25 protein-coding genes and 2 pseudogenes are annotated in these 25758 nt (G+C 73.8%); 20 read left to right on the forward strand and 7 right to left on the reverse strand.

Annotated elements, in window-relative coordinates:
* Window positions 1–82: 82 nt before the first annotated feature.
* From V6U89_RS30225 to V6U89_RS20645, 6 genes and pseudogenes are all read left to right on the forward strand, one after another.
* Window positions 83–307, forward strand: a pseudogene (locus tag V6U89_RS30225) (low temperature requirement protein A); the annotation flags it as partial.
* A gap of 103 nt (window positions 308–410) precedes the next feature.
* Entirely contained in the window at window positions 411–971 is a 561-nt protein-coding gene (locus V6U89_RS20625) for a low temperature requirement protein A (RefSeq protein WP_334572989.1), read from the forward strand.
* A gap of 9 nt (window positions 972–980) precedes the next feature.
* Window positions 981–2096, forward strand: coding sequence for a M24 family metallopeptidase (locus V6U89_RS20630; RefSeq protein WP_334572990.1), 1116 nt, complete (start codon window positions 981–983; stop codon window positions 2094–2096).
* Complete coding sequence (locus V6U89_RS20635) at window positions 2093–3235, forward strand: acyl-CoA dehydrogenase family protein (RefSeq protein WP_334572991.1); 1143 nt, start codon at window positions 2093–2095, stop codon at window positions 3233–3235. Before V6U89_RS20630 ends, V6U89_RS20635 begins: the two co-directional genes overlap by 4 nt.
* A gap of 9 nt (window positions 3236–3244) precedes the next feature.
* A complete protein-coding gene (locus V6U89_RS20640) occupies window positions 3245–3466 on the forward strand; it encodes a DUF433 domain-containing protein (protein WP_154936964.1) in 222 nt (73 codons plus the stop codon).
* Window positions 3467–3519: 53 nt separating this feature from the next.
* On the forward strand, window positions 3520–4008 hold the full coding sequence (locus tag V6U89_RS20645) for an Lrp/AsnC family transcriptional regulator (protein WP_334572992.1): 489 nt from the start codon (window positions 3520–3522) through the stop codon (window positions 4006–4008).
* 8 nt (window positions 4009–4016) lie between these two features.
* Here the strand turns inward: V6U89_RS20645 and V6U89_RS20650 are convergent, their stop codons facing one another.
* Window positions 4017–4583, reverse strand: coding sequence for a histidine phosphatase family protein (locus tag V6U89_RS20650; RefSeq protein WP_334572993.1), 567 nt, complete (start codon window positions 4581–4583; stop codon window positions 4017–4019).
* Between the two features lie 192 nt (window positions 4584–4775).
* On the reverse strand, window positions 4776–5795 hold the full coding sequence (locus tag V6U89_RS20655) for an aldo/keto reductase (protein ID WP_334572994.1): 1020 nt from the start codon (window positions 5793–5795) through the stop codon (window positions 4776–4778).
* Between the two features lie 156 nt (window positions 5796–5951).
* Here V6U89_RS20655 and V6U89_RS20660 point away from each other — a divergent pair, with 156 nt between their 5' ends.
* The 3 genes from V6U89_RS20660 to V6U89_RS20670 all read left to right on the forward strand — a co-directional run bounded on the left by V6U89_RS20660 (window position 5952) and on the right by V6U89_RS20670 (window position 7422).
* Window positions 5952–6530, forward strand: coding sequence for a TetR/AcrR family transcriptional regulator (locus tag V6U89_RS20660; protein ID WP_334573016.1), 579 nt, complete (start codon window positions 5952–5954; stop codon window positions 6528–6530).
* A gap of 306 nt (window positions 6531–6836) precedes the next feature.
* Entirely contained in the window at window positions 6837–7028 is a 192-nt protein-coding gene (locus V6U89_RS20665; RefSeq protein ID WP_334572995.1) for a CsbD family protein, read from the forward strand.
* A 61-nt stretch (window positions 7029–7089) separates the two neighbouring features.
* Window positions 7090–7422, forward strand: a complete 333-nt coding sequence (locus V6U89_RS20670) for a YnfA family protein (protein WP_334572996.1) — start codon at window positions 7090–7092, stop codon at window positions 7420–7422.
* Here V6U89_RS20670 and V6U89_RS20675 read toward each other — a convergent pair.
* Together V6U89_RS20675 and V6U89_RS20680 are read right to left on the reverse strand one after the other, a co-directional pair.
* Window positions 7400–8557: a low temperature requirement protein A gene (locus V6U89_RS20675; RefSeq protein ID WP_334572997.1), complete on the reverse strand. Its 1158-nt coding sequence runs from the start codon at window positions 8555–8557 to the stop codon at window positions 7400–7402. The genes V6U89_RS20670 and V6U89_RS20675 overlap by 23 nt on opposite strands.
* Before the next feature lie 112 nt (window positions 8558–8669).
* On the reverse strand, window positions 8670–10076 hold the full coding sequence (locus V6U89_RS20680; protein WP_334572998.1) for a KamA family radical SAM protein: 1407 nt from the start codon (window positions 10074–10076) through the stop codon (window positions 8670–8672).
* A gap of 157 nt (window positions 10077–10233) precedes the next feature.
* Between V6U89_RS20680 and V6U89_RS20685 the strand changes: the two genes are divergently transcribed.
* From V6U89_RS20685 to V6U89_RS20710, 6 genes are all read left to right on the forward strand, one after another.
* Complete coding sequence (locus V6U89_RS20685) at window positions 10234–11283, forward strand: zinc-binding alcohol dehydrogenase (protein ID WP_334573017.1); 1050 nt, start codon at window positions 10234–10236, stop codon at window positions 11281–11283.
* Between the two features lie 5 nt (window positions 11284–11288).
* Window positions 11289–12860, forward strand: coding sequence for an amidohydrolase (locus V6U89_RS20690; RefSeq protein ID WP_334572999.1), 1572 nt, complete (start codon window positions 11289–11291; stop codon window positions 12858–12860).
* Between the two features lie 64 nt (window positions 12861–12924).
* The gene (locus V6U89_RS20695) at window positions 12925–14487 is read left to right on the forward strand and encodes a lysine 5,6-aminomutase subunit alpha (protein ID WP_334573001.1); all 1563 of its coding nucleotides are present in this window, start codon (window positions 12925–12927) and stop codon (window positions 14485–14487) included.
* The gene (locus tag V6U89_RS20700) at window positions 14484–15245 is read left to right on the forward strand and encodes an OAM dimerization domain-containing protein (RefSeq protein WP_334573002.1); all 762 of its coding nucleotides are present in this window, start codon (window positions 14484–14486) and stop codon (window positions 15243–15245) included. The genes V6U89_RS20695 and V6U89_RS20700 overlap by 4 nt, the downstream gene beginning before the upstream one ends.
* On the forward strand, window positions 15242–15634 hold the full coding sequence (locus tag V6U89_RS20705) for a hotdog domain-containing protein (RefSeq protein ID WP_334573003.1): 393 nt from the start codon (window positions 15242–15244) through the stop codon (window positions 15632–15634). Before V6U89_RS20700 ends, V6U89_RS20705 begins: the two co-directional genes overlap by 4 nt.
* A complete protein-coding gene (locus V6U89_RS20710; RefSeq protein ID WP_334573004.1) occupies window positions 15631–16968 on the forward strand; it encodes a glutamate mutase L in 1338 nt (445 codons plus the stop codon). Before V6U89_RS20705 ends, V6U89_RS20710 begins: the two co-directional genes overlap by 4 nt.
* 402 nt (window positions 16969–17370) lie before the next feature.
* Here V6U89_RS20710 and V6U89_RS20715 read toward each other — a convergent pair whose 3' ends face one another.
* A complete protein-coding gene (locus V6U89_RS20715; protein WP_334573005.1) occupies window positions 17371–18075 on the reverse strand; it encodes an alpha/beta fold hydrolase in 705 nt (234 codons plus the stop codon).
* Between the two features lie 142 nt (window positions 18076–18217).
* On the opposite strand from V6U89_RS20715, the gene lnt reads away from it, so the two are divergent.
* The 3 genes from lnt (at window position 18218) to V6U89_RS20730 (ending at window position 21236) form a co-directional block, all read left to right on the forward strand.
* Window positions 18218–19786 (forward strand): apolipoprotein N-acyltransferase, encoded by a 1569-nt coding sequence (gene lnt, locus V6U89_RS20720; protein WP_334573018.1) that lies wholly within the window; start codon window positions 18218–18220, stop codon window positions 19784–19786.
* An 11-nt stretch (window positions 19787–19797) separates the two neighbouring features.
* Window positions 19798–20598: a polyprenol monophosphomannose synthase gene (locus V6U89_RS20725; protein ID WP_442933958.1), complete on the forward strand. Its 801-nt coding sequence runs from the start codon at window positions 19798–19800 to the stop codon at window positions 20596–20598.
* A gap of 98 nt (window positions 20599–20696) precedes the next feature.
* On the forward strand, window positions 20697–21236 hold the full coding sequence (locus V6U89_RS20730; RefSeq protein ID WP_334573007.1) for an FxsA family protein: 540 nt from the start codon (window positions 20697–20699) through the stop codon (window positions 21234–21236).
* 63 nt (window positions 21237–21299) lie between these two features.
* Here the strand turns inward: V6U89_RS20730 and V6U89_RS20735 are convergent, their stop codons facing one another.
* Window positions 21300–21641 carry an RNA polymerase-binding protein RbpA gene (locus tag V6U89_RS20735; protein WP_007070998.1) on the reverse strand — a complete coding sequence of 114 codons (342 nt, stop codon included), beginning with the start codon at window positions 21639–21641 and terminating at the stop codon, window positions 21300–21302.
* 217 nt (window positions 21642–21858) lie between these two features.
* On the opposite strand from V6U89_RS20735, the gene V6U89_RS20740 reads away from it, so the two are divergent.
* Together V6U89_RS20740 and V6U89_RS20745 are read left to right on the forward strand one after the other, a co-directional pair.
* A complete protein-coding gene (locus V6U89_RS20740; protein ID WP_334573008.1) occupies window positions 21859–23340 on the forward strand; it encodes a peptide MFS transporter in 1482 nt (493 codons plus the stop codon).
* Between the two features lie 82 nt (window positions 23341–23422).
* On the forward strand, window positions 23423–25501 hold the full coding sequence (locus V6U89_RS20745; RefSeq protein WP_334573009.1) for a molybdopterin-containing oxidoreductase family protein: 2079 nt from the start codon (window positions 23423–23425) through the stop codon (window positions 25499–25501).
* On the opposite strand, the pseudogene V6U89_RS20750 reads toward V6U89_RS20745, so the two are convergent.
* A pseudogene (locus tag V6U89_RS20750) lies at window positions 25489–25758 on the reverse strand (hypothetical protein); the annotation flags it as partial. The gene V6U89_RS20745 and the pseudogene V6U89_RS20750 sit on opposite strands and share 13 nt — an antisense overlap.

Below are 25758 nucleotides of genomic sequence, written 5' to 3' on the forward strand. Positions count from 1 at the left end.
CCGGCCCTAGCATCGGATCCAGTCGGCGGGACGGACGGGTGGTGGCGCCGTGCGGTTCTCGGCGCGCGGCCCGGCGGCCCGGGTGGCGCGGGACCATCCGGCCACCACCTTCGAGATCTTCTTCGACCTCGTCTTCGTCTTCGCGCTCACCCGGATCATCGCGTTCATGGGGCAGCCGCCGTCCCCGCAGTCCATGGCGCGGGGGCTGCTCCTGCTCGTGCTGCTCTGGTTCTCCTGGTCGTCGTACGCGTGGTTGGGCAACCAGACACCCGCGGACGTCGGCGTGGTCCGCGCGGGTGTCCTGGCTGCCATGGCCGCGCTCTTCGTCGCCGCCCTGGTGATGCCGCAGGCCTGGTCGTCGGGTCCAGGCCTGAGCGGTCCGCTGCTGCTGGCGCTGCGCCGGATCGGCGGTGACCCGGCAGCCGGTGCTCGGCGCGGCGCTGGTCGGGCTGGCGGTGACCGTCTGCCTGTGGTGGCTCTACTTCGACCACGTCGCGCCCGCCGCCGAGCGGACGCTCGACCTGTCGACGGGGGACCGCCGGGACCGGATCGCCAGCGACGCCTACAGCCTGTCCCACCTGCTGCTGGTCGTCGGGGTCATCTACGTCGCGCTCGGCGTCGAGGAGGTGCTGACCGTCGTCGCCGCCGAGCACGGCGCGCCGGCGGTTGCCGGGTCGATGAGCTGGCCCGGCGTCACCGCCCTGTACGGCGGGACGGCGCTGTTCCTGGTCGGGCGGCTGCTCTTCCTGCGGTTCTCGGCGCACCAGGTGCGCCGGGCCCAGGTGGCCCTCGTCGGCGTCATCCTGGCGCTGCTGCCGCTCGGTCGGGCCCTGCCCGCGGTGGCGGCGCTCGGCCTGCTCGCCGTGGTCCTCCTGGTCGCCGCCGTGCAGGAGCGACGGCACCGCGCCCGGCCCGGGGCGGGTGACGCCGAACCGGCGACCGATTCCCGGGAGCGCCCAAACGACCGTTAAGCTGACGGGGTGGGAACCGCCGAGCTGTATCCGCCCGACCGGGTGACCGCCGCGCGCCGCGCCACCGCCGCCGCTGGCCTGGACGCGCTGCTGCTCACCCCCGGTTCCGACCTGCGCTACCTGACCGGCTACGACGCGCACGCGGGGGAGCGGCTGACCTGCCTGGTGCTGCCCGCCGAGGGCGAGCCGACCCTGATCGTCCCCACCCTGGAACGGCCGGCCGCCGAGGCGTCCCCGGCGCCGGCCACCGGCGTGCGCATCGTCGACCACGCCGACGGCACCGACCCGTACCCGCTGGTCACCGCCGCCCTCGGCGGACCGGTCGCGGCGGTCGGGCTGGCCGATCGGATGTGGGCCGAGCAGGTCCTCGCGCTGCGCGCCGCGCTGCCGGGGGCGACCCAGCGGCTGGCCGGGGAGGTGCTGCGCGAGTTGCGGGTGCGCAAGTCGCCCGCCGAGGTCGCCGCGCTGGCGGAGGCGGGCGCCGCGATCGACGCGGTGCACGCCCGGATGGGTGAGTGGCTGCGGCCGGGGCGGACCGAGGCCGAGGTCGCCACCGACATCGCCGCGGCGATCCGCGCCGCCGGCCACGCGACCGTGGACTTCGTCATCGTCGCCGCCGGTCCGAACGGCGCCAGCCCGCACCACGGCACCTCGGACCGCCCGATCCAGCCCGGCGAACCGGTCGTCGTCGACATCGGCGGCACCATGCCCTCGGGCTACTGCTCCGACTCGACCCGCACCTACCTCGCCGGCGGGTGCGCCCCGGCCGAGTTCATCGACTACTACCAGGTGCTGCACGCGGCGCACCGCGCCGCCGTGGCCGCGGTCCGGCCCGGCGTGACCGCCGAGGCGGTCGACGCGGCCGCCCGCGAGCCGATCACCGCCGCCGGGTACGGCGACGCCTTCCTGCACCGCACCGGCCACGGCATCGGCCTGGACGGGCACGAGGAGCCGTACGTCGTCGCCGGCAACTCCCGGCCGTTGGAGCCCGGCATGGCCTTCTCCATCGAACCCGGCATCTACCTCGCGGGCCGACACGGCGCCCGCATCGAGGACATCGTCGTCTGCACGACGGACGGCGTGCACCGGCTCAACACCACCCCCACGGAGCTCATCGCGCTATGACTGTCGACCGGATCCTCCCCACCGACGAGGCCCACGACCTGCTCGACCTCGCCACCGAACTCGCCGACCGCGAGCTGGCCCCCCGGGCCGCCGGGTTCGAGGAGCGCGCCGAGTTCCCCCGGGAGGTGCTGCGCACCCTGGGCCGGGCCGGCCTGCTCGGCCTGCCCTACGCCGAGGAGTACGGCGGCGCCGCCCAGCCGTACGAGGTGTATCTCCAGGTGCTGGAGATCCTGGCCAGCCGCTGGCTCGCGGTGGCCGAGGCGGTCAGCGTGCACACCCTGTCCTGCTACCCGGTGGCCCAGTTCGGCAACGACGCCCAGCGCAAGCTGCTGCCCGAGATGATCGGCGGGGAACTGCTCGGGGCGTACTGCCTCTCCGAGCCGCAGGGTGGCTCGGACGCGGCGGCGATGACCACCAGGGCCGTCCGCGACGGTGACTCGTACGTCGTCTCCGGCACCAAGGCGTGGATCACGCACGCCCGGGTGGCGGACTTCTACAACATCTTCTGCCGCACCGGCGGCCCCGGTCCGAAGGGCATCTCCTGCCTGCTGGCCGACCGGAACACCGCGGGCCTGCACCCGCAGGCCGCCGAACGGACCATGGGCCTGCACGCCTCCCCCGTCGCGCAGATCGCCTTCGACGACGCCCGGGTGCCCGCCGACCGGCTGATCGGCGGCGAGGGCATGGGCTTCACCATCGCCATGTCGGCCCTGGACTCCGGCCGGCTCGGCATCGCCGCCTGCGCGGTCGGGCTGGCCCAGGCCGCCCTCGACTACGCGGTCGGGTACGCGAAGGAACGGCGGCAGTTCGGCCAGGCGATCATCGACTTCCAGGGGCTCGGCTTCAACCTCGCCGACCTGGCCACGCAGATCTCGGCCGCCCGGGCGCTGACGCTCGCCGCGGCCCGGCTGCGCGACGCCGGCCGGCCGTACTCCATCGAGGCGGCGAAGGCGAAGCTCTTCGCCACCGACGTGGCGATGCGGGTGACCACCGACGCGGTGCAGGTGCTCGGCGGCGCCGGATACGTCGCCGACCACCCGGTGGAGCGGTACATGCGGGAGGCGAAGGTGCTCCAGATCGTCGAGGGCACCAACCAGATCCAGCGGCTGGTGATCTCCCGGGCCCTGGCCAGGGACTAGCCTGTCCCGGTGACCTTCCCCCGGATCACCGTCGACCCCGAGGTGATGGGCGGCGCGCCCTGCGTGCGGCAGTCCCGGATCCCGGTGGCCACCCTGCTGGCGATGATGGCGGAGGGGATGTCCGTCACCGACATCCTCACCGACCTGCCCTTCCTCGACGAGGAGGACATGGCCGAGGTGCTGAACTACGCGGCCGATGCGGTGCGCGACCGGACGGCCCGCCCAGCGTGACCGCGGCCGGCCGGTCGTCGCACCCCGGGCTCGGACCCGGTAGGTTGCACGCCGTGGAGGAGATCGACCGCGCCATCGTCGCCGCACTGACCCTTGACGGTCGGCTGTCGTACACCGATCTGGCGGAGAAGGTGGGACTGTCGGTCTCCGCGGTGCACCAGCGGGTCCGCCGGCTGGAGCAGCGCGGGGTGATCAACGGCTACGCCGCCCGGGTCTCCTTCGAGGCGCTCGACCTGCCGCTGACCGCGTTCGTGGCGATCCGCCCGTTCGACCCGTCGCAGCCGGACGACGCGCCGGAGCGGCTGGCCCACCTACCCGAGATCGACTCCTGTTACTCGGTGGCGGGGGAGGACTTCTACCTGCTGCTGGTACGGGTGGCCGGCCCGGCCGACCTGGAGCGGGTGCTCCAGGAGATCCGCACCGCGGCCAATGTCACCACCCGCACCACGGTGGTGCTCTCCACCCCGTACGAGGGGCGGCCGCCGAAGATCGACCTCGATCCGCGCACCCGGGTGCGGCCCCGCGCCAACGGTGAGGCCTAGCGGGCCGGTCAGCTCCCGTTCCAGCGGAGGATGACGCGGCGCCCGTGCTCGTGCCCGAGCACACTGACAGTGGCGGTGTCCAGCCGGAGCTTCCCGCCGCCGGACGGGGGCAGTCCGATCCAGCGCGCGCCCACCACGCGCAGGTTGTGCGCGTGTCCGACCAGGGCGACGCTGCCGTGGTCGAGCAGGGGAGCGACCCGGGCGAGCAACCGGTCGACCCGCTCGCCGACCTGCTCCGGTGTCTCCCCTCCGGGACACCCGTCGGTCCAGATGTTCCAGCGCGAATCGTCCTTCTGGATGTCCGCGGTGGTCCGGCCCTCGTACTCGCCGTAGTTCCACTCGGCCAGGTCGTCGTCCACCTCGTCCACCGTGAGGCCGGCGAGCTGCGCGGTGGCCCGGGCGCGCTGGCGGGGACTGGACAGCACCCGGGCGAACCGTCGGCCGACCAGCACTGCGCCGAGGGCGCGGGCCTGCCGCTCGCCGTCGGGCGTCAGGGCCAGGTCGGTGTACGAGGTGTGTTGGCGGCTGGCGCTCCAGGTGGTCTCACCGTGCCGGACCAGGAGGATCTCGCTCATGCCCCCAGTCAACCAGGACCGGCCCGGGTCGGCTGTGGCTGCCCGCGATAGTCGCGGAAGTCCGCGCTGGTTGGCGGAAGCGGCGCCGGCGCCACCACGCGGCACCGGACCTGCTGGATGGCGCTGCGACGTGCCAGGCGGCTGGCGCGAGCCATGCCCCGTCAGCCGCCTGGTCGCTGACGTGCCGAGTGGTCAGCGGCGGCGCAGCGCCGGGTCGAGCAGGGCGGGCGGGGTGTCGTGCTTCTCGTGGGCGGCGAGGTCGACGCCGGGAGCCACGATCGCGTCGATCGCGTCCAGCACGTCGGTGGGAAGCACGGTGTCCGCGGCGGCGAGCTGCGAGCGGAGGTGGTCCATCGTGCGGGGGCCGATGATCGCGCTGGTCACGCCCGGGTGCGCGGTGACGAAGCCGAGCGCGAGCTGGATCATGCTGAGGCCGGCGTCGTCGGCGACCGTGGCGAGCTGCTCGACGACGTCGAGTTTGGCGCGGTTGGCGGGGATGCTGGTGTCGTAGCGCTGCTGCATGAAGTCCGAGCGGTTCGTGCGGATCTCCTGTCCGGCACGGATCGCGCCGGACAGCCAGCCCGATGCCAGCGGGCTCCAGGCGAGCACGCCCATGCCGTACTCCTGCGTCACAGGCAGCACGTGGGTCTCGATGCCACGCTGCAGGATCGAGTAGCTCGGCTGCTCGGTCACGTAACGGCTCAGGTGCCCCTCCCGGGCGGCCCACTGCGCCTGCACGATGCGGTAGGCCGGGAAGGTCGAGGAGCCGAAGTAGCGGAGCTTTCCCGCGCGCTGCAGGTCGGTCAGCGCCGACAGCGTCTCCTCGTCGCTGGTCGCGGGGTCCCACCGGTGCATCTGGTAGAGGTCGACGTGGTCGACGCCGAGGCGGCGCAGGCTGTCGTCCAGCGCGGTGACCAGCCAGCGGCGTGAACCGCCCCGACGGTTGCGCTCGTCGCTCATCGGCAGGGTCGCCTTGGTGGCCAGCACGATGTCGTCGCGGCGGCCGGCGATGGCCTTGCCGACCATCTCCTCGGACTGGCCGCCGCTGTAGGCGTCGGCGGTGTCGATGAGGTTGATCCCCGCATCGAGCGCCGCGTCGACGATGGCGGTGGCTTCCTCCTGGGTGGTGTTGCCGATCCTGCCGAAGTTCATGGCGCCGAGCACGAGGGTGCTGACCTGCACGCCCGTGCGGCCCAAGGTGCGGTACTGCATGACTGTTCCTCCTGGTGACGTGCAGCGATGCAACGTTTGGTGGGTCGCTCGCCCCATCGCTATGCTGAACAAGCGGAGCGGTGTTCCGGTAATCAACATACGGAACAGTGTTCCGAATGCCAAGTGGAGTGGTGGAGGTAACCGACCGTGGCCGACATCGACAGCGGCGCGGAGCGACCGGTGCCGCGCAAGCGGGCCGACGCCCGACGCAACGAGAAGACCCTGCTGGACGCTGCCGCCGCGGCGTTCGTCACCTCCGGCGTCGACGTGCCCGTGCGCGACATCGCCGCCAGGGCGGGCGTCGGCGTGGGCACGATCTACCGCCACTTCCCGACGCGAGCCGACCTCATCGTCGCCGTCTACCGGCACCAGATCGAGGCCTGTGCGGAGGCGGGCCCGGCCCTGCTGGCCGGCAGCAGCACACCGCACGCCGGCCTGGTGCAGTGGATCAACCTGTTCGTCGACTTCCTGGTCACCAAGCACGGCCTCGCCGCGGCGCTGCAGTCCGACGACGCCGCCTTCCAGACCCTGCACGCCTACTTCCTCGACCGTCTCGTCCCGGTGTGTGACCAGCTGCTCGACGCCGCCGTCGCCGCGGGGGAGATCCGCCCGGACATCGACGCCTACGGGCTGCTGCGCGGCGTCGGCAATCTCTGCATCGGTGCGGGCAGCGACCCCCGGTACGACGCGCGCCGTCTGGTCGAGTTCCTCATCGCTGGACTGCGCCTGCATTGAGGGGGTCGGCAACGAGGTCACTCGCCACCGGCGGACAGCCCGCTCCGCCAACCAGCGCGGCGGCTCTAACCGGCCGGGCGGAGGCAGACCCGCCTATTGTCCTAGGACGGCCTAGAGGTTGTGTCCCCGTCGCCGCAGCCACCGCCATCCACCTGCATCCTAGGATGTCTTACGCAGTGTGCGGCAGCGCACGGACGAGCCAGCGAGTCACCGGGACAGGCAGCGGTTTCGAGGTCCGGCACCCGGGGACGCACCGGGGGAGCGGGACGCTCCGTCCCGCTCCCCGCCGGAGCAGCAGGAGGCGAGATGAGCTTCACGGAGAAGGCGAAGAACAAGGCCCAGCAGCTCGCCGGCGTCGCGAAGGAGCGGATCGGCGACGTCACCGACAACGAGCCGTTGCGGGGCGAGGGCGCCACCGACCAGAGCACCGCCCGGGCCCGGCAGACGGGCGGGGACCCGAGGGACGCCGGGCGCCGGGCGCGCGACACGTTCCGCTGACCAGGAACCTCACGAGCGGTCCCCGGCGGTGTCCGGGGACCGCTCGATTAGCGTTGCGGGCGTGACGATCGCCCGGTCCCTGCTGCTGTTCGCCCTGGCGGCGCTCGCCGAGATCGGCGGAGCCTGGCTGGTCTGGCAGGGCTGGCGGGAGCACCGGGGCCTGTGGTGGATAGCGGCCGGGGTGATCGCGTTGGGCTGCTACGGCTTCGTGGCCACCTTCCAGCCGGATCCGCACTTCGGCCGGATCCTGGCCGCGTACGGCGGTGTGTTCGTGGCCGGGTCGCTGGCGTGGGCGATGGTGGTGGACGGCTTCCGGCCGGACCGGTGGGACCTGGCCGGCGCGGCGATCTGCCTGGTCGGCGTCGCGGTGATCATGTACGCGCCGCGCGGCTGACCGGTCGCGTCGGGCCCCCGGCCCGGTGGCCGTCGACGACCAGCATCGCGGTCACCGCGGCGATCACGACGACCAGGTGCACGAAGGTGTTGACGTAGGCGCCGATCGGGACGGTGGCCAGCACCAGGGCCGCGGTGACCAGGCGGCTGGCCGGGCGGCCGTGGCGCACGACGCGGCGGATGTCGGCGATGCCGATCAGGAAGAGGGCGACTCCGCCGGAGAGGGCGAGCGCGGCCGGCCAGCCGGTGGGGGCGTCGGGATGGGCGACGGTGGCGTGCAGGCCGGTGGCGGTGGCGATGATGCCGAGCAGCAGGGCGAAGTGGGCGAGGCTGTAGACGTGGGCGGACATCCGGCTGCGCCGGCCGCGATCGGCGCGGTCGAGCGCGGCTTCGGCGGCCCCGGTCTCCGCGAAGTAGGTCCACCAGAGCGCGGCGGGGAGGGCGAGGGCCAGCACGATGGCGCCCACCGTCGTGGGGGTGAGGTGGTTCAGGGGCGCGCCCATGCTGATGGTGACCACGGTCTCGCCGAGGGCGACGATGACGAGCAGACCGTGCCGTTCGACCAGGTGGGCCGGGACGACGCGGAAGCTGGCGGCGACGCGGAGCCACGAGTGGCTGGGAAGCAGGTAGGGCAGCAGGCTCTGGACGAAGATGGCGGCGGTCCAGAGGACGTACACGGCGGGTCCGGAGAGCAGGCCGGCGGCGAGGACGAGCAGGGCGGCGGCGATGTTGTAGGGGGCGAAGCCGCGGACGGTGGCGCGGGCGGCGCTGCGGGTGAACAGGGTCGTGTGGACGGTGACCACGACGAGGTAGCCGATGGCGAAGAGCAGGCCGCTGCCGGTGAAGGCGTCGGGGAGGGCGACGGCGGTGAGCAGGAAGCCGGCCATCCCGGCGAAGAGGAGGAGTTTGTGGGCGGGCCGACGCGGTGGCACGTGGTTGCTGAGCCAGGCGTAGCCGCTGTAGAGGTACCAGAGCAGGCCGAGGATCAGGGTGGTGCTGCCGACGCCGGTCCAGTCGAGGTGGTCCTCGAGCAGGTCGGCGAGTTGGGTGATGGTGAGGACGAAGACGACGTCGAAGAAGATCTCGACGGGGGTGACCCGCTCGGCGGTGTCGGCGTCGCGCCGCGCGGGTCCCATGTGAGTGCAGGGTAGTCAGCTGTTGGGGGCTGGGTCGGGGTTCTCCGGGGGCGGAGACGGCGCACCCCCGGTCGTCGCCGGGGCGACGCCGGGGGTGGGCGGGTGGGGTGGGTCAGTCGTTGCGGTGCTCGGTCCACCACTGCTGGCCGGCCTCGGGCAGGGTGTCGATCGGGTCGTAGTAGGCGTAGCGCTTGTTGAGCGCCTCCAGGTCGGCGGATTCGATGGAGGTGCGGTAGTTCTTGGTCCAGTACGAGATGCCGCGGTCGCGGTCGTACTCGGTGAGCATGTGCACCCAGCGCTTGCCGACGAAGGGGACGTCGCAGACGATCCGCGGGGTGGCGTAGCCGGGCAGGTAGCCCATGATGTCGTGCTGGAGCTGCTGGGCGTGCCAGACGGGGACCCGCCAGTGCTCGGCGTTGGGGATCATGTCGCACATGTAGAAGTAGTACGGCAGGATGCCCGCCTCACCCTGCAGGGCGAAGCAGAGGTCGAGCAGGTCGGGGGCGGTGGCGTTGACGCCGCGCATGAGCACGCCCTGGTTGCGGACGTCGCGGACGCCGACGTCGAGGGCGGTCTGGGCGGCCTTGGCGACCAGCGGGGTGATCGACTGGGCGTGGTTGACGTGGGTGTGGATGGCCAGGTTGACGCCGCGTCGGGCGGCGGTGCGGGCGACCCGCTCCAGGCCCTCGACGACGTCGTGCTGCAGCCAGTGCTGCGGCAGGCCCATCAGGGCCTTGGTGGCGAGCCGGATGTCGCGGACGGTCTCCAGTTCCAGCAGCCGCATCAGGTACGACTCGAGGTTGCGCCACGGCACGTTGGCCACGTCGCCGCCGGAGACCACGACGTCGCGGACGCCGGGGTGGGCCTTGAGGTAGGCGATGTGGGCGTCGTAGCGGTCGACGGGCTTGAGGGTGAGCTTGAGCTTGTCGACGGCGGGGGTGGAGTTGCCGACCAGGTCCATCCGGGTGCAGTGCCCGCAGTACTGGGGGCAGGTGGAGAGCAGCTCGGCGAGGACCTTGGTGGGGTAGCGGTGGGTGAGGCCCTCGGCGACCCACATGTCGTGCTCGTGCAGGGAGTCGCGGCTGGCGTACGGGTGTGACGGCCAGTCGGTGCGCCGGTCGGAGGCGACGGGGATCATGTAGCGCCGCACGGGGTCGGCGAGGAACGCCTCGGTGGTCATCGGGGCGAACGGGACCATGGTGTTGAGCATCTGCGGCGGCACCAGCATGGACATGGTGGCCAGGGCCTTCTGGTCGGCCTCCAGGTCGGCGTAGAAGGTCTCGTCGACGAGGTCACCGAGCACGGTGCGCAGCTGCTTGATGTTCTTGACGCAGTTGACGCGCTGCCACTGGGCGTTCTCCCACTGGTCGCGGGTGACGTGGCGCCAGCCGGGGAAGCGGGTCCAGTCGGGTTCGACCAGGGGGCTGCGGCGGTATTCGTACGGCTGCCCGGCGGTCGGCGTCGCGACCGGGGCGTGACGGGGTTGAGGGATGGTCTCAACCGGTTGGGTCTGGGTCACGGCCCCTCCTCGGTGCGTGGTGGTGCAGATGATCGGCGGCCCGTAGGCTACTGGAAAATATCCGGTGAAGGAATTAGTCTGCCGGAAGTTTTCCCGCGATGCGAGCCCAGGCCGGGGCTTCACGCGGCTGACAGGGGAGGTCGGCGTGACGTCACCGGTGGGTCTGCACCGCGTTGTGGAACCGGCGGGGGTGCTGCCGCAGGCGGCGTGGCGGCTGGACGCCGACCCGCGGATCGCGCCGAACGAGGTGCGGATCCGGGTCGAGCGGCTGAACCTGGACGCGGCGAGCTTCCGGCAGTTGTCGGAGAAGCACGGCGGCGACGGGGAGAAGGTCCGCGCCGAGGTGCTGGAGATCATCGCCAGCCGGGGCAAGATGCAGAACCCGGTGACCGGGTCGGGCGGCATGCTGATCGGCACCGTGGAGGAGGTCGGCCGGCGCTCGCCGCTGGAGCTGACGGTCGGTGACCGGGTGGCGACGCTGGTGTCGCTGACCCTGACCCCGCTGACCGTCCTCGACGGGCTGGCCCGCTGGGACGGGCGCAGCGAGCAGGTGCCGTGCGACGGGTACGCGATCCTGTTCGCCCGGTCGATCGCGGCGGTGCTGCCGGCGGACCTGCATCCGGAGCTGTCCCTGGCGGTGCTGGACGTGTGCGGGGCGCCGGCGCTGACCGGCCGGGTCGTCGCCGAGCACGTGGCGCGCAGGCAGCGCGAGAACGACCCGACGCCGGTGACCGTGGCGGTGATCGGTGGAGCGGGTAAGAGCGGGTCGCTGTCGCTGGCGGCGGCGCGGCGGGCGGGCGCGGGTCGTACCGTCGGGGTGGTGCCGGTGGCGGCGGAGCGCGACGCGCTGACCGGCGCCGGGCTGGCCTCGGTGGTCGCGTTGGCCGACGCCCGGGATCCGGTGGCGTTGTCGACGGCGGTGACGTCGGCGCTGGGGGTGCCGGCGGACGTGACGGTGGTCTGCGTGGACGTGCCGGGTTGTGAGCACGGGGCGGTGCTGGCCACGGCGGACGGCGGCACGGTGATCTTCTTCTCGATGGCGACGAGCTTCGCTGCGGCGGCGTTGGGCGCGGAGGGCCTGGCGGCGGACGTGACGATGCTGGTGGGCAACGGCTACGTGCCGGGTCACGCCGAGCTGGCGCTGGGTCTGCTGCGCTCGGAGCCGGGGGTCCGCGCTCTGTTCGAGTCCCGGCTGGCGGCAGACTGAGTGTCATGACGAACCCCTCGACTCTGTACCGCGGCGGCGTGCTGCACTGTCCGGCCGACCCGCGCGCGACGGCCCTGCTGGTGGCCGACGGCCGGATCGCCTGGTTGGGGGCGGACCGGGACGCGCCGGCCGCCGACCGGGTGGTGGAGCTGGACGGTGCGCTGGTGACGCCGGCGTTCGTGGACGCGCACGTGCACGCCACGGACACGGGGTTGGCGTTGTCGGGGCTGGACCTGTCCGGGGTGCGGTCGGCGGCGGGGCTGCTGGAGGCGGTGGCGGCGTTCGCGGCGGGGTTGCCGCCGGACGCGGTGGTGCTGGGGCACGGGTGGGACGAGTCGAACTGGCCGGTGCCGCAGCTGCCGGACGCGGCGGCGCTGGACCGGGCGGCCGGGGGGCGGCGGGTGTACCTGTCGCAGGCGTCGATCCATTCGGCGCTGGTGTCGGCGGCGCTGCTGGCGGCGTGTCCGCAGGCGGCGCGGGCGGCCGGGTACGACGCGTCGGGGTGGTTGCGTCGCGACGCGCACCACGTGGTGCGGGAGGCGGCGTTGGGTTCGGTGTCGCCGGCGCAGCGGGTGGCCGCGCAGCGGGCGGCGTTGCGGCACGCGGCGTCGTTGGGGATCGCCGCGGTGCACGAGTGCGGCGGGCCGGGCACGTCGGACGAGTCGGACTTCACCGGCCTGTTGGCGATCTCCGGGGACGGGGTGCCGGAGGTGTACGGGTACTGGGGTGAGCTGCTCGGCGCGGCGAAGGCCCGGGAGTTGGGTGCGGTGGGGGCGGGCGGGGACCTGTACGCCGACGGCGCGTTGGGGTCGCGGACGGCGCACGTGTCGTCGGCGTACCTCGATGGTGAGCCGGACGCCTGCGGGCACGGGTACGTCTCCGCGGACGAGGTGCGTGACCACCTGCTGGACTGTGCGGCGCACGGGATGCAGGGCGGGTTCCACGCGATCGGGGACGCGGCGATCTCGACGGTGTTGCAGGGGTTCGCGGCGGCGGCGGAGAAGCTGGGCACGGACCGGGTGCGGGCGGCGCGGCACCGGGTGGAGCACGCGGAGATCATGAACAAGCGGCTGATCGCCGGGTTCGTGGAGTACGGGATCGTGGCGAGCATGCAGCCGGCGTTCGACCGGTTGTGGGGTGGCGCGGGCCGGATGTACGAGTCGCGGTTGGGTTTGGACCGGTCGTTGGAGTCGAACCCGATGGGGGCGATGCACGCGGTCGGGGTGGCGTTGGCGTTCGGGTCGGATTCGCCGGTGACGCCGCTGGACCCGTGGGGTTCGGTGCGGGCGGCGGCGGCGCACCACAACCCGGTGCAGCGGATGAGCGCGCGGGCGGCGTTCGCGGCGCACACCCGGGGTGGCTGGCGGGCGGTGCACCTGGACAACGAGGGTGTGCTGGCGTTGGGGGCGCCGGCGACGTTCGCGGTGTGGTCGACGCCGGCGGGGGTGGAGCGGGGTCTGCCGGTGTTGCAGGCCGAGGACCCGGAGCTGCGGGGTCCGCAGGATCCGACGCCGTTGCCGGTGTGCCGGCGCACGGTGCTGCGCGGTGAGGTCATCTATGAGGAAGGGTCTGCGTGAGCGAGCGAACCATCGAGGCGGCACGGGCGCGGGTCGCCCCGGCGAGTGGGGCCGGGGTGACGGCGTGACGGGCAAGCTCGGCCTGGATCCGGTGCTGGTGGCGCGGGCGCGGGAGTTGGCGCGCCGCGCCGGGCAGCCGGTGGTGGATCTGGCGCGTAGCCACACGACGGTGTCGGTGGAGCGGGCGGTGCTGCGGCTGGCCGGGGTGACCGGCGCGGACCCGGACGGCATTCCGTGGGTGAACCGGCTGGTCGACGCGGTGGTGGCCGACGTCGGGTTGGGGCACGGGGTGGCGGTGCCGGTGTTCGACGCCCTCGCGCGGGAGCAGATCAGCGACGTGACGTTGCTGGCGCAGAAGGCGGCGGCCGGGTCGGTGCGCTTCACCCAGCCGACCGGCAGGGCGGCCACCGCCGCCCGCAAGGCCGCCCGCAAGGCGGTCGGGGCGGGTGTCCGGTTGATCGACCGGCGGCGCGCCGAGCGGGACCGGCTGGTGAAGCGGTACGGGGATCCGGCGCAGCGGCCGTGGATCTACCTGATCGTGGCCACCGGTGACATTTACGAGGACATCCCGCAGGCGCAGGCCGCGGCGCGGGCCGGCGCGGACGTCATCGCGGTGATCCGGTCGACGGGGCAGTCGCTGCTGGACTACGTGCCGGAGGGCGCGACCCGGGAGGGTTTCGCCGGCACGTACGCCACGCAGGAGAACTTCCGCCTGATGCGGGCGGCGTTGGACGAGACGTCGAAGGAGCTGGGTCGGTACGTGCGGCTGACGAACTACGCGTCGGGTCTGTGCATGCCGGAGATGGCGACCCTGGCCGGCCTGGAGCGGCTGGACATGATGCTCAACGACTCGATGTACGGGATCCTGTTCCGCGACATCAACCCGATCCGCACGTTCGTGGACCAGCGGTTCTCCCGGCAGGTGCACGCCCGGGCGGGGATCATCATCAACACCGGTGAGGACAACTACCTGACCACCGCCGACGCGGTGGACGAGGCGCACACGGTGACGGTGTCGCAGCTGCTCAACGAGTTCTTCGCGCACGAGGCGGGGTTGGCCGACTGGCAGTTGGGGCTGGGGCACGCGTTCGAGATCAACCCGGATCTGCCGGAGTCGTTCCGGTTGGAGTTGGCGCACGCGCTGCTGGCGCGGGAGTTGTTCCCGGACGCGCCGTTGAAGTGGATGCCGCCGACGAAGCACATGACCGGGGACGTGTTCCGCGGCAATCTGCTCGACGGGTTCTTCAACCTGGTGGGCGCCATGACCGGTCAGGGCATCCTGCTGGTGGGAATGATGACCGAGGCGGTGGTGACGCCGTGGCTGTCGGACCGGGACATCGCCCTGCAGAACGTGCGGTACGTGCTGGGCGCGGCCGGTGGGCTGCACGAGGACTTCGTGCCGGCGCCGGGCGGGTTCATCCAGCAGCGCGCCAACCGGGTGCTGGGTGAGGCGCTGGATCTGCTGGAGCGCATCGGTGACCAGTCGCTGTTGACGGCGATCGCCGAGGGCACGTTCGGGATCATGAAGCGGCCCGCGGACCGGGGCAAGGGCCTGGCCGGGGTGGCCGCGCACGACGCCGACTACTACAACCCGGCCACCGAGATCCTGGAAGGGGACCGCGCGTGACGGCCGCGGCGGAGAAGAAGATCGTCCGGCCGTACGGGGACACCACCGGTGACGGCATGGTGCAGGTGTCGTTCACGTTGCCGGTGCCGCACGACAAGCGGGCCGAGGGCGCGGCGATCCAGCTGGCCAACAAGATGGGCATCGACCCGGCGATGCTGGTGCACGCCAAGCCGATGAGTGACGGGTTCACCTTCTTCGTGGTGTACGGGCGGGTGAACCATCTGGTGGACCTGTCCGCGGTGCAGGTGGTGGAGCGGGACTTCCCGCTGCTGAGCGCCAAGGAGGTCAACGCGGTGGTGAAGCAGCGGTTGCGGCGCAAGCTGTCGGTGGTGGGGGCGTGCATCGGCACGGACGCGCACACCGTGGGCATCGACGCGATCCTCAACGTCAAGGGCATCGCGGGGGAGAAGGGCCTGGAGTACTACCGGGAGCTGAAGGTCACCAACCTGGGTGCGCAGGTCAGCGTGCCGGAGCTGGTGGAGGCGGCCCGGGTGGAGAAGGCCGACGCGGTGCTGGTGTCACAGGTGGTGACGCAGCGCGACGCGCACCTGCACAACACGCGGGAGATGTCCGCGGCGTTCCGGGAGGCGATGCCGGCGGGGAAGCGGCCGCTGCTGATCGTGGGCGGGCCGCGGTTCGACGAGACGATGACCGGCGAGCTGGGCGTGGACCGGATCTTCGGCCGGGGCACCACCCCGGGTGAGGTGGCCAGCTACCTGGTGCACGCGCTGATCACGAACAAGAAGGCGAAGGCATGAGTGATTCCCGGGTCGGGCTGACCGTCACCCACCGGCGGTATGTGCCGTACTCGCACGCCCACTACGCGGGGAACCTGGTCGACGGGGCGTACGCGCTGGGGTTGTTCGGGGACGTGGCGACGGAGGTGTGCATCCGCACCGACGGCGACGAGGGGTTGTTCGCGTCGTACTCGGATGTGCAGTTCCGCAGCGCCATGCGGGCCGGTGACGTGCTGGAGGTGACCGCGACGGTGACCCGGGTGGGCACCCGCAGCCGCACCATCGACTTCGAGGCGCGGGTGGTGTGCCGGGGTCGTCCGGACCTCTCGGAGTCGGCGGCGGAGGTGCTCGAGACGCCGATCGTGGCGGTCACCGCGACCGGCACCGTGGTCGTCCCGCCGCCGGCGTGACCCTCGCCGTCTGCGCCGACGTCGGGTCGACGTACACGAAGGTCGCGGTGGTGGACCTCGACGGCGCGGCGCTGGTCGCGGCGGCGTCGGCGCCGACCACGGTCGGCGCGGACGTGCTGCACGGCCTGGACGCCGCGGTCGGCGCGGCCACCGCCGGGCTCGATGCCCGGGACCTGCCGTGGTACGTGTGCTCGTCGGCCGGTGGTGGGCTGCGCCTGGCGGTGGTGGGTTACGAGCCGCTGGTCACCGCGCAGGCGGGCCGCCGGGTGGGGTTGTCGGCGGGGGCGAACGTGGTGCACGTGGCCGCGGGCCGGCTCGGCGCGGCGGAGCTGGCGGCGTTGCGGGCGGCCCGCCCGGACGTGGTGCTGCTGGTCGGTGGCACCGACGGTGGGGACGCCGAGGTGTTGACGCACAACGCGACCCGGTTGGCGAAGGCCCGCTGGCGGGTGCCGGTGGTGCTGGCCGGCAACGTCGCGGTCCGCGACGAGCTGTCGGTGCTGCTGGCCGGGGCGGGGGTGCCGGTGACGGCGGCGGACAACGTGCTGCCGCGCATCGGGGTGCTGGCCCCGGCCTCGGCGCGGGCGGCGATCCGGGAGGTGTTCCTGCGGCACGTCATCGGCGGCAAGCGGCTGTCGCGGGGGACCCGGTTCGCGCGGCTGGTGCGCGCGGCCACCCCGGACGCGGTGCTGACCGGGGTGGAGGTGCTCGCCGACACCCTGGGCGGTGACCTGGCGGTGGTGGACGTGGGTGGGGCCACCACCGACGTGTACTCGGTGCTCACCCCGGACGAGCGGGCCGACGGGCCGGGCCGGGAGGTCGCCGGGACGCTGTGGCGGGCCCGCACCGTCGAGGGGGACCTGGGGATGCGGTGGAGCGCGCCGGGGGTGGTGCGCGCCGCCGCGGAGGAACGCCTGCTCGCGGTGGGGGAGCAGGACGTTCTGCAGCGGGCGGCGGCGGTGCGGGCCGCCGACCCGGGGTTCCTCGCCGAATCCGGCGCGGAGCGGGCCGCCGACCGGCGGATCGCGGCGCTGGCCGCGACGGTGGCGCTGCGCCGGCACGCCCGGGGCGCGGCCACCGGGGAACGCGCCGGCCGGGACCTGCGCGACGTGCGGCTGATGGTGGGTTCCGGCGGGGTGCTGCGGCACGCGCCCGCGGCGGACGCCGCCGGGGTCCTCGCCGCGGTGCTGGCCGACCACGCCGGCGGGTGGCCGCTGCCCCGGGAGGCGCGGGCGGTGGTCGATGTGGACTATGTGCTGGCCGCCGGCGGCCTGCTCGCCGACGATCATCCGGGGGCGGCGCGGGCGTTGCTGCGCCGGCATCTCGGCACGGATTGAGACGCGCCGACGCGACACGCCGTGTCGCAACACACGACTGGCCGGGGGTGGGTTGACAGCGGCGGGGGTGCAAGCCGTACCGTCTTTGAGTCCTACCACGGGAAGCGGCTGTTGTTCGCTTCGTCCCTTCGTCCGCTGGCCGAGCGACACGGTGCAACTCGTCGCGGCGGCCAGGTCCAGCGGGCGGGGGTCGGCGGGGCGGCGCGAACCGGCCGCGGTTACCGGTGTACGGGCAGGGTGAGAGGCACGGCCAGTAGACAACGGCCCGGCGGGGGCAGCCAGTCCGCGTCCGGTCGGTCCGAAGGTCGGCGCACCTCACTCTCGCCCCACCGGCCGGGAAGGGCCTGGGAGCATCGGGGCGCGGCGTATGCCGCGCCCCGATTTCTGTTCCCGCCCGCCCGTTCAGCTGTCCCGGGCGTAGGACTGCAGCAGGTCGGCCAGCCGGCAGGGCTGGCTCAGCGCCAGCAGGTGCCCGCCGGGCAGCTCGTCGGGGCGCACGCCGAGCCGCTCGACGGCCAGGCGGCGCTGGAAGTCCGCCGGGAAGAACCGGTCGTCGCGGCCGGTCACCACCCGGGTCGGCACGTCCGGCCAGCGGCGCAGCGGGTTCGGCCGGACGAACACCGCCTCCGACTCCGCCTCGCCCCCACCGCCGAGCAGCCGGGCGGTCACCTGGGCGGGCACGTCGTGGAAGAAGTCCACCGCCAGGTCGACGCCGGCGTGCGGGTCGCGGCCCTGCGCGGCGGCGTACCCGGCGCGCGCCGGGCCGTGGCCGGTGGCCGCCCACCAGTCACCGGGCGTCTCACCCGGCGCCGGCACCATCGGGTTGACCAGCACCAGCAGCCGCACCGCCGGATGGTCGGCGACCAGCGGGGCGGTGAACGCGCCCAGCGACTGCGCCACCAGCACCACCCGCGGGTGCGGGTCGACGGCGGCGCGGACCACGGCCGCGTACTCGGGCAGCGCGGCGTGCGGGTCGGCGGCGGGCAGCGCCACCGCCACCGCCTCCCCGCCCCGCCGGCGCAGCTCGTCGACCAGCAGGTGCCAGTAGTCGGCGCTGCCGCCGGCGCCGGGTATCAGCACGTACGTCACGGTCGAGGGCGCTGTCATGCCGGTCACCCTGCCAGCCGGGTACGACACGACCCGGCCCGGCCGGCGGCATCGGCCACCGCCGGCCGGGTAGCCTTCGGCGCGTGATCGTGGTGAGGTGCCGGTGACGACGCTCGACCGGGATGAGACCCGGGCCGCCGAGGTGGCCGGCCGCGCGGACGTACCGCGCGCGCTGCCGCTGCGGCTGGCCGTGCCCGCCGCCGTGCTCGCCGGCCTGGCGATGCTGCTGGCGTTCCCCCCGTACGGGGTGTGGCCGCTGGCCCCGGTGGGGGTGGCGCTGCTGGGCGCGGCGGCGCACCGGCGGCGGCTGCGCGCCGGCGCCGGCCTGGGCTTCCTGACCGGGGTGGCGCTGTTCGCGCCGATGCTGGAGTGGACCAACCTGCACACCGGCTACCTGCCGTGGGTGCTGCTGTCGCTGCTGCAGGCCGGCTACCTGGCGCTGCTCGGCGTCGCCACCGCGTGGGTGTCGCCGCTGGTCGACCGGCGCCGCTGGGCATGGCCGGTGGTGACCGGGCTGCTCTGGGTGGCGCAGGAGGCGCTACGCGACCGCACCCCGTTCGGCGGGTTCCCCTGGGGGCGGCTGGCGTTCAGCCAGGACACCTCCCCGCTGCTGCGGCTGGCCTGGCTCGGTGGCGCGCCGCTGGTGACGTTCGCCGTGGCGCTGACCGGTGGGCTGCTGCTCGCCGCCGGGTGGCGGCGCTGGCCGGGCCGCGACCGGCGCGGCTGGGCGCCGGTGGCGCTGCTGGTGGCGTCGGCTCTTGCGCTCACCGGCGGGGCGCTGCTCGTGCCCACCGGCGCCGCCGGCACCGGCCGCACCGTGACCGTGGCGGTCGTGCAGGGCAACGTGCCGCGGCTCGGGTTGGACTTCAACGCCCAACGTCAGGCGGTGCTCAACAACCACGTCGACGCCACCCTGGAGTTGGCCGCCGGGGTCGACGCGGGCACCCGACCCCGCCCCGACCTGGTGGTGTGGCCGGAGAACTCCTCCGACATCGACCCGCTGCGCAACGCCGCCGCCGGGGAGCGGATCTCGCAGGCCGCCGACGCGATCGGCGCGCCGATCCTGGTCGGCGCGGTGCTGCTCGGCCCCGACCGGGGGCAGGTGCGCAACGCGGGGATCCTGTGGCGGCCGGGTACCGGGGCGGACCTGTCCCAGCTGTACACCAAACGGCACCCCGTCCCGTTCGCCGAGTACGTGCCGCTGCGCACGATCGCCCGGATGGTCAGCAAGCAGGTCGACCTCGTCCGCAACGACTTCGTGCCGGGTGAGCGTCCCGGCGTGGTCCGGTCCGGGCCGGCGGTGCTCGGCGACGTGATCTGCTTCGAGGTCGCCTACGACGGCCTGGTCCGCGACACCGTCGACGGTGGGGCGCAGCTGCTGGTGGTGCAGACCAACAACGCCACCTTCGATGTCGCCGAGGCCCGCCAGCAGTTGGCGATGGTGCGGCTGCGGGCCGTCGAGCACGGCCGGGGCGCGTTGATGGCCTCCACGGTAGGGGTGTCCGGGTTCGTGACCCCCGACGGGCGGGTAAGCGGCGCCACCGGGTTCAACACCCGCGCGGTGGTGCTGCGTCAGATGGCGCTCGCCGACGGGCGTACCCCGGCCTCCCGGGCGGGTGTGTGGCCGGAGCTGGCCCTGGCCGGGCTCGCGGTGGCGGTCCTGGTGGCCGCCGGCGGACTGCGCCGCCGGGAGGCCGACGCCGGCCGGTGAGGCCGGGGCGGATGCGCGGAAGGGGTGCGGTGAGCGAGCCAGTGCCGGTGGGCCACCCCGGGGTGGGGCGCGTGCTGGTGGTGATCCCCACCTACAACGAGGCGGAGAACCTTCCCGACGTCGTCGCCCGGGTCCGCGCTGCCGCGCCGGCGGTGGACGTCCTCGTCGCCGACGACAACAGCCCCGACGGCACCGGCGCCCTGGCCGAGGCGATGGCGGCCACCGACCCGCACGTCAACGTGCTGCACCGCCCCGGCAAGGGGGGTCTCGGCGCGGCGTACCTGGCCGGGTTCGCCTGGGCGCGCCGGCGCGGCTACGACGCGGTGGTGGAGATGGACGCCGACGGCTCGCACGCCCCGGAGGACCTGCCCGCCCTGCTGGCCGCCGCCCGCGACGCCGACGTGGTCATCGGCTCCCGGTGGACCCGCGGGGCGCGGGTGCTGAACTGGCCGCTGCGGCGGCTGCTGCTGTCGCGCTGCGGCAACCTGTACGCGCGGTTGGCGCTGGGCATGCCGGTCTCCGACGCCACCGGCGGCTACCGGGTGTACCGGTCGACGGCGCTGACGGCGATGGAGCTGGAGTCGGTCTGCTCGCAGGGCTACTCGTTCCAGGTGGAGCTGTCGCGGCTGGCGCACCGGGCGGGCGCGCGGATCGTGGAGGTGCCGATCACGTTCGCCGAACGGGAACGCGGCGCGAGCAAGATGAGCCCGTTGATCGTGGCGGAGGCGCTGTGGCGGATCACCACGTGGGGGCTGCGGGACCGGCGGGCGGCGGCGTGGCCCGGCCGACGGGTCGCGGGCCGGTGGCCGTGACGCGCGGGCGTGTCATGCTGGAGGGGCGGGGTTTCCGCCCCGTGTCCGGTTCACGGCGGCGTCGTCGACCGGGCGCCGCGCGACGCGGATGAGGTGAGATGCGCCGATACCTGAGGTTCGTGCCACCGGCCCTGCTGCTGGCGGTGGTGCTGGAGCTGGCGGTCTTCGTCGGGGTGGGCCGGATGATCGGGTTCGGCTCGGCGGTGCTGCTGGTGTTCGCGGCGTCGCTGCTGGGGCTGGTGCTGCTGCGCCGGGAGGGGATGCGCGCCTGGCGCGGGTTCCGCTCGTCGGTGGAGGCCCGGCAGCCGCCGGGCCGGCAGGTCACCGACGGCCTGGTGGGGCTGCTGGGGGCGCTGCTGCTGGCCACCCCGGGCCTGCTCAGCGGCGTGGTGGGGCTGTTGCTGCTGGTGCCGCCGGTGCGCCGGCTGGCCCGCGCCGGGGTGCAACGTGCCGCCGAGCGCCGGGTGTCGTCGATGGTCGCCGGTGACCTGTTCGGGCCGCGCACCGTGCGGGTGCGCCGCGGCGCCAGCCGGCCGGAGCCGACGGTCGACGGGCAGGTCGTCGATGCGGGCCCGCCGCAGGTCGCCGACGGGGGTCGGGCCATCGAGGGTGAGATCGTGGAGCCACGCCGCCCCTGACCCGTACCAACGGCGCCCCCGGGAGATGTCTCCCGGGGGCGCCGTCGTCGTCAGGTGGGGCGCTCAGGCGCGGCCGCGGCGGGTACGGACCTCCTGCAGCCGCTCGGCGAGGATGTCCTCCAGCTCGGCGATGGAGCGCCGCTCCAGCAGCATGTCCCAGTGGGTACGCGGCGGCTTGGCCTTCTTCTGCTCCGGCTCGGTGCCGTCGACCAGCCGGGCGACGCTGCCGTCGAACTTGCACTCCCAGGTCGTGGGGACCTCGGCGTCGACGGCGAACGGCACCTCGAACTGGTGACCCTTGGCGCACAGGTACTCGCGGGTCTGACGCGGCGCGAGCTCCGTGTTGCGGTCGGATTCGTAGCTGACCGCGCCCAGCCGGCTACCGCGCAGCATACGCTCGCCCATGATCGACTTCCCCTCGTTCGTGGTGCTGGTCTTCTCGTGTAACGGCCCGTCGCCCCCGCGGCATTCCCGCCCGGCTGGGTGATCCGGCCGGTGGCCCCTGCAAGGGTAACCGGCCACGGACGCGACCCGGCGGGGTCGTCCCCGGCCGGGTCGAATCGGTGGAGTGTTTCGGCGCTCACCGGGGATGTTAGCCGCCCCAGGTTGGGAGGAGGTGACGATGACCAGTGACACGCCGGTCGACGCCCGACCGCCCGGCGGGAAGACCTTCTTCGGTCATCCCCGCGCGCTGTCGACGCTGTTCCTCACCGAGATGTGGGAGCGGTTCAGCTTCTACGGCATGCGCGCCATCCTGGTGCTCTACCTGACCGCCGCGGTCGCCGAGGACGGCCTGGGCATGGGCGAGTCCACCGCCAACGCGGTCTACGGCACCTACAACGCCATGGTCTACCTGATGGCGCTGCCCGGCGGCTGGGTCGCCGACCGGCTGATCGGCGCCCGCCGCAGCGTGCTGTGGGGCGGCGTGGTCATCGCCGCCGGGCACTACGTGATGGCGGTCCCCGCCCGGTGGAGCGTGTTCGCCGGGATGACCCTGATCGTGCTCGGCACCGGGCTGCTCAAACCCAACATCTCGACCATGGTCGGCGCGCTCTACGACCGCGACTCACCCCGCCGCGACGCCGGCTTCTCCATCTTCTACATGGGCATCAACCTGGGCGCGTTCATCGCCCCGCTGGTCACCGGCTTCCTCGGCGAGAAGATCAACTGGCACCTGGGGTTCGGGGCCGCCGCGATCGGCATGACCTTCGGCGTGCTCCAGTACGTCCTGGGCCGGCGCAACCTCGGCGACGCCGGCGAGCGCCCCGCCGACCCCCTGCTGGGCGCCGACCGGCGCCGCGCGCTGACCCGCATCGGCGTCGGCGTAGTGGTGCTGCTGCTGGTGCTCGCCGCGCTCGCCCTGGCCGACCTGTTCACCGTCAACACCGTGGTCAACACCCTCACCGTCGCCACCGTGCTGATCACCATCGGCTACTTCGCGCGGATCATCACCGACCGGGAGATCAGCAACACCGAACGCAGCCGGATGAAGGCGTACCTGTGGCTGTTCGTCTTCGCCGCCGCCTTCTGGCTCATCTACGACCAGGCCGGGTCGGTGCTGAACATCTTCGCCGCCGACCGGACCGACCGGGACGTGCTCGGCTTCACCTTCCCCGCCTCCTGGCTCCAGTCGGTCAACCCGATCCTGATCATCATCGGGGCGCCGCTGTTCGCCTGGCTCTGGCTGCGACTGGGCCACCGGGTGTCCACCCCGGTGAAGTTCGCCGTCGGCCTGGTCCTCAACGGCCTGTCGTTCGTGCTGATGGCCGCCGCCGCGCAGGCCGCCGTCGGCGGGGACCTGGTCTCCCCGTGGTGGCTGGTCGCCGTGTACGCCATCCAGGTCGCCGGTGAGCTGTCGCTGAGCCCGGTGGGCCTGTCCGCCACCACCAAGCTCGCCCCGGTCAAGTACGCCAGCCAGATGATGGGCCTGTGGTTCCTCGCCACCGCCGTCGGCGACGCCATCGGCGGGCAGGTGGCCCGGCTCGCCGAGACCTGGCCCGAGCCGACCTACTTCCTCACCTTCGGCCTGGCCTCGGTCCTGCTCGGCCTCGGCGCGGTGATGTTCACCCGGCACATCTCCCGGCTGATGGCCGGCATCCACTGACCTCCGGTCCGGCCCCGCACCCGACCCGGCCCGGCGCGCGCGGGGCCGCCCCGCGCGGCGCGGTGGGGATACGATCCGCGCCATGGCCCGCACCACGATCCACCCCGGCGCCTGCCCGCTGGACTGCCCGGACACCTGCACCTGGCAGCTCACCGTCACCGACGGCAGGGCGGTGGCGCTGCGCGGCGACCGGGACCACCCGTTCACCCGGGGCTCGCTGTGTGGCAAGGTCAACCGCTACCTCGACGCGGTCAACGGCCCCGACCGGCTCACCCGGCCGCTGGTGCGGGTCGGGCCCAAGGGCGTCGGGCCGGTGTCGTACCGGCCGGCGAGCTGGGACGAGGCGCTGCAACGGGTGGCGGCCGGGCTGCGCGCCACCATCGACGCCGACGGACCGCAGGCGATCCTGCCGTACTACTTCGCCGGCACGATGGGCCTGGTGCAGGGCTGGACGATGGGGCCCCGGCTCTTCGCCCACCTGGGCGCGTCGCGGCTGCGCACCACCATCTGCACCGCCGCCGCCCGCGCCGCCCTCCAGTCGATCTACGGCGGGTCGGTCGGGTTCGAACCGGAGTCGATCGTGGACGCCCGGCTGATCGTGCTGTGGGGCGCGAACCTACTCTCGACGAACCTGCACCACTGGCCGTTCGTGCTCCAAGCGCAGCGGCGCGGCGCGTACGTGGTGACGATCGACCCGCTGCGCACCGACACCGCCGCGCGCAGCGACGAGCACGTCGCCCCGCTGCCCGGCACCGACGCCGCCCTCGCGCTGGGGCTGATGCGCCACCTGCGCGACCTCGGCGCCGTCGACCGGGATTGGCGGGACGCGCACACCACCGGCGGGGAACGGCTCGACGCCCGCCTCGACGAGTGGCCGGTGGAACGCGCCGCCGCCGAGTGCGGTCTCGACGCCGACGTGCTGCGCCGGCTCGGCGCGCGGATCGCCGGCACCCGACCCACCGCCATCCGGGTCGGGCTGGGCCTGCAACGGCACGCCGGCGCCGGCCAGGCCGTCCGGGCCATCGCCGCGATCCCGCTGCTGACCGGGGACTTCCGCTACCCGGGCGGCGGAGCGCTGGTCACCACCTCCGGGCACCACCGGATCGACCCCGACCGGGTGGCCCGCCCGGCCGACCTGCCCACCCCGCCGGCCCGCTCGATCAACATGAGCCGGCTCGCCGCCGCGCTGACCGGCGAGGCCGACCCGCCGGTCACCTCGCTGGTGGTGTTCGACGCCAACCCGGCCGCCACCGTCCCCGACCAGAACCGGCTGCGCGCCGGGTTGGGCCGGGCCGACCTGTTCACCGTGGTGCTGGAACAGCGCTGGACGGACACCTGCGACTGGGCCGACGTCGTGCTGCCGGCCACCATGCAGCCCGAACACCTCGACCTGCACACCTCCTACGGGCACCACTACGCGACGCTGAACCTGCCGGCGAGTGCCCCGCCGGGGGAGGCGCTGCCGAACACGGAGATCTTCCGCCGCATCGCCGCCGCCCTCGGCCTGACCCATCCCCGGCTGCGCGACACCGACGAGGACCTGGCCCGGCAGCTGCTCGACGGCGCCGGGGTCAGCTTCGAGGAGCTGCGCGAGCACACCTACGCGCGGGCCACCGGCGTGGACGTCGGCGCCGCCCCGTACGCCAAGGGCGGCTTCCCCACCCGCGACGGGCGGGCCCGGTTGTACGACCCGCAGCTCACCGGGCAGGGCGTCGACCCGCTGATCGGCTACACCCCGCCGGTGGAGGCCGCCGACGCGCAGCTGGCGCGGCGCTTCCCGCTGGCGCTGATCTCCCCGGCCGGCCGGTTCCTGATGAACTCCACCTTCGCCTCGCTGCCCTGGCACCTCGACCGCACCGGCCCGCCCCGCATCCACCTGCACCCCGTCGACGCGGCCGCCCGGGGCCTGGCCGACGGCGACGCGGCGCGGGTGCACAACGACCGGGGCGCGTTCCTGGCCACCGTGGCGGTGGACGAGGCCACCCGGCCGGGCCTGGCGTTCACCTACAAGGCGTACTGGGCGCGGCTGAGCCCCGGCGGCAGCACCGTCAACGCCGTCACCACCGTCCGCGACACCGACCTGGGTGGCGGGCCGACGTTCCACGACACCAGGGTGCAGGTCGAGGCCGCACCGGCCGAGGCGCCCGCTCAGCCCGCCTGAGGCGGCGCGCCGAGCCGGGCCAGCGCGGCGGCCAGGTCACTGACCTGATCGGCGAGCTGCGCGGCCCGCCGCTGGGCGGAGTCCCGGTCGGCCTCGGCGGCGCGCAGCCGTACCTCGGTCTCGGTCAGCCGGGCCCGCGCGGCGTCGCCGCCGCGGCGGGCCTCGGCCAGCTCGGCCGCCAGGGCGTCGCGCTGCGCGGCGGCCCCGGCGACCTCCTCGCGGGCGCGGGCCGACACCGCGGCGGCCTCCTCGCGGGC

Origin of the sequence: Micromonospora sp. CPCC 206171, from assembly GCF_036906755.1 — a bacterium.
In the GTDB taxonomy this organism is placed as follows: domain Bacteria; phylum Actinomycetota; class Actinomycetes; order Mycobacteriales; family Micromonosporaceae; genus Micromonospora; species Micromonospora purpureochromogenes.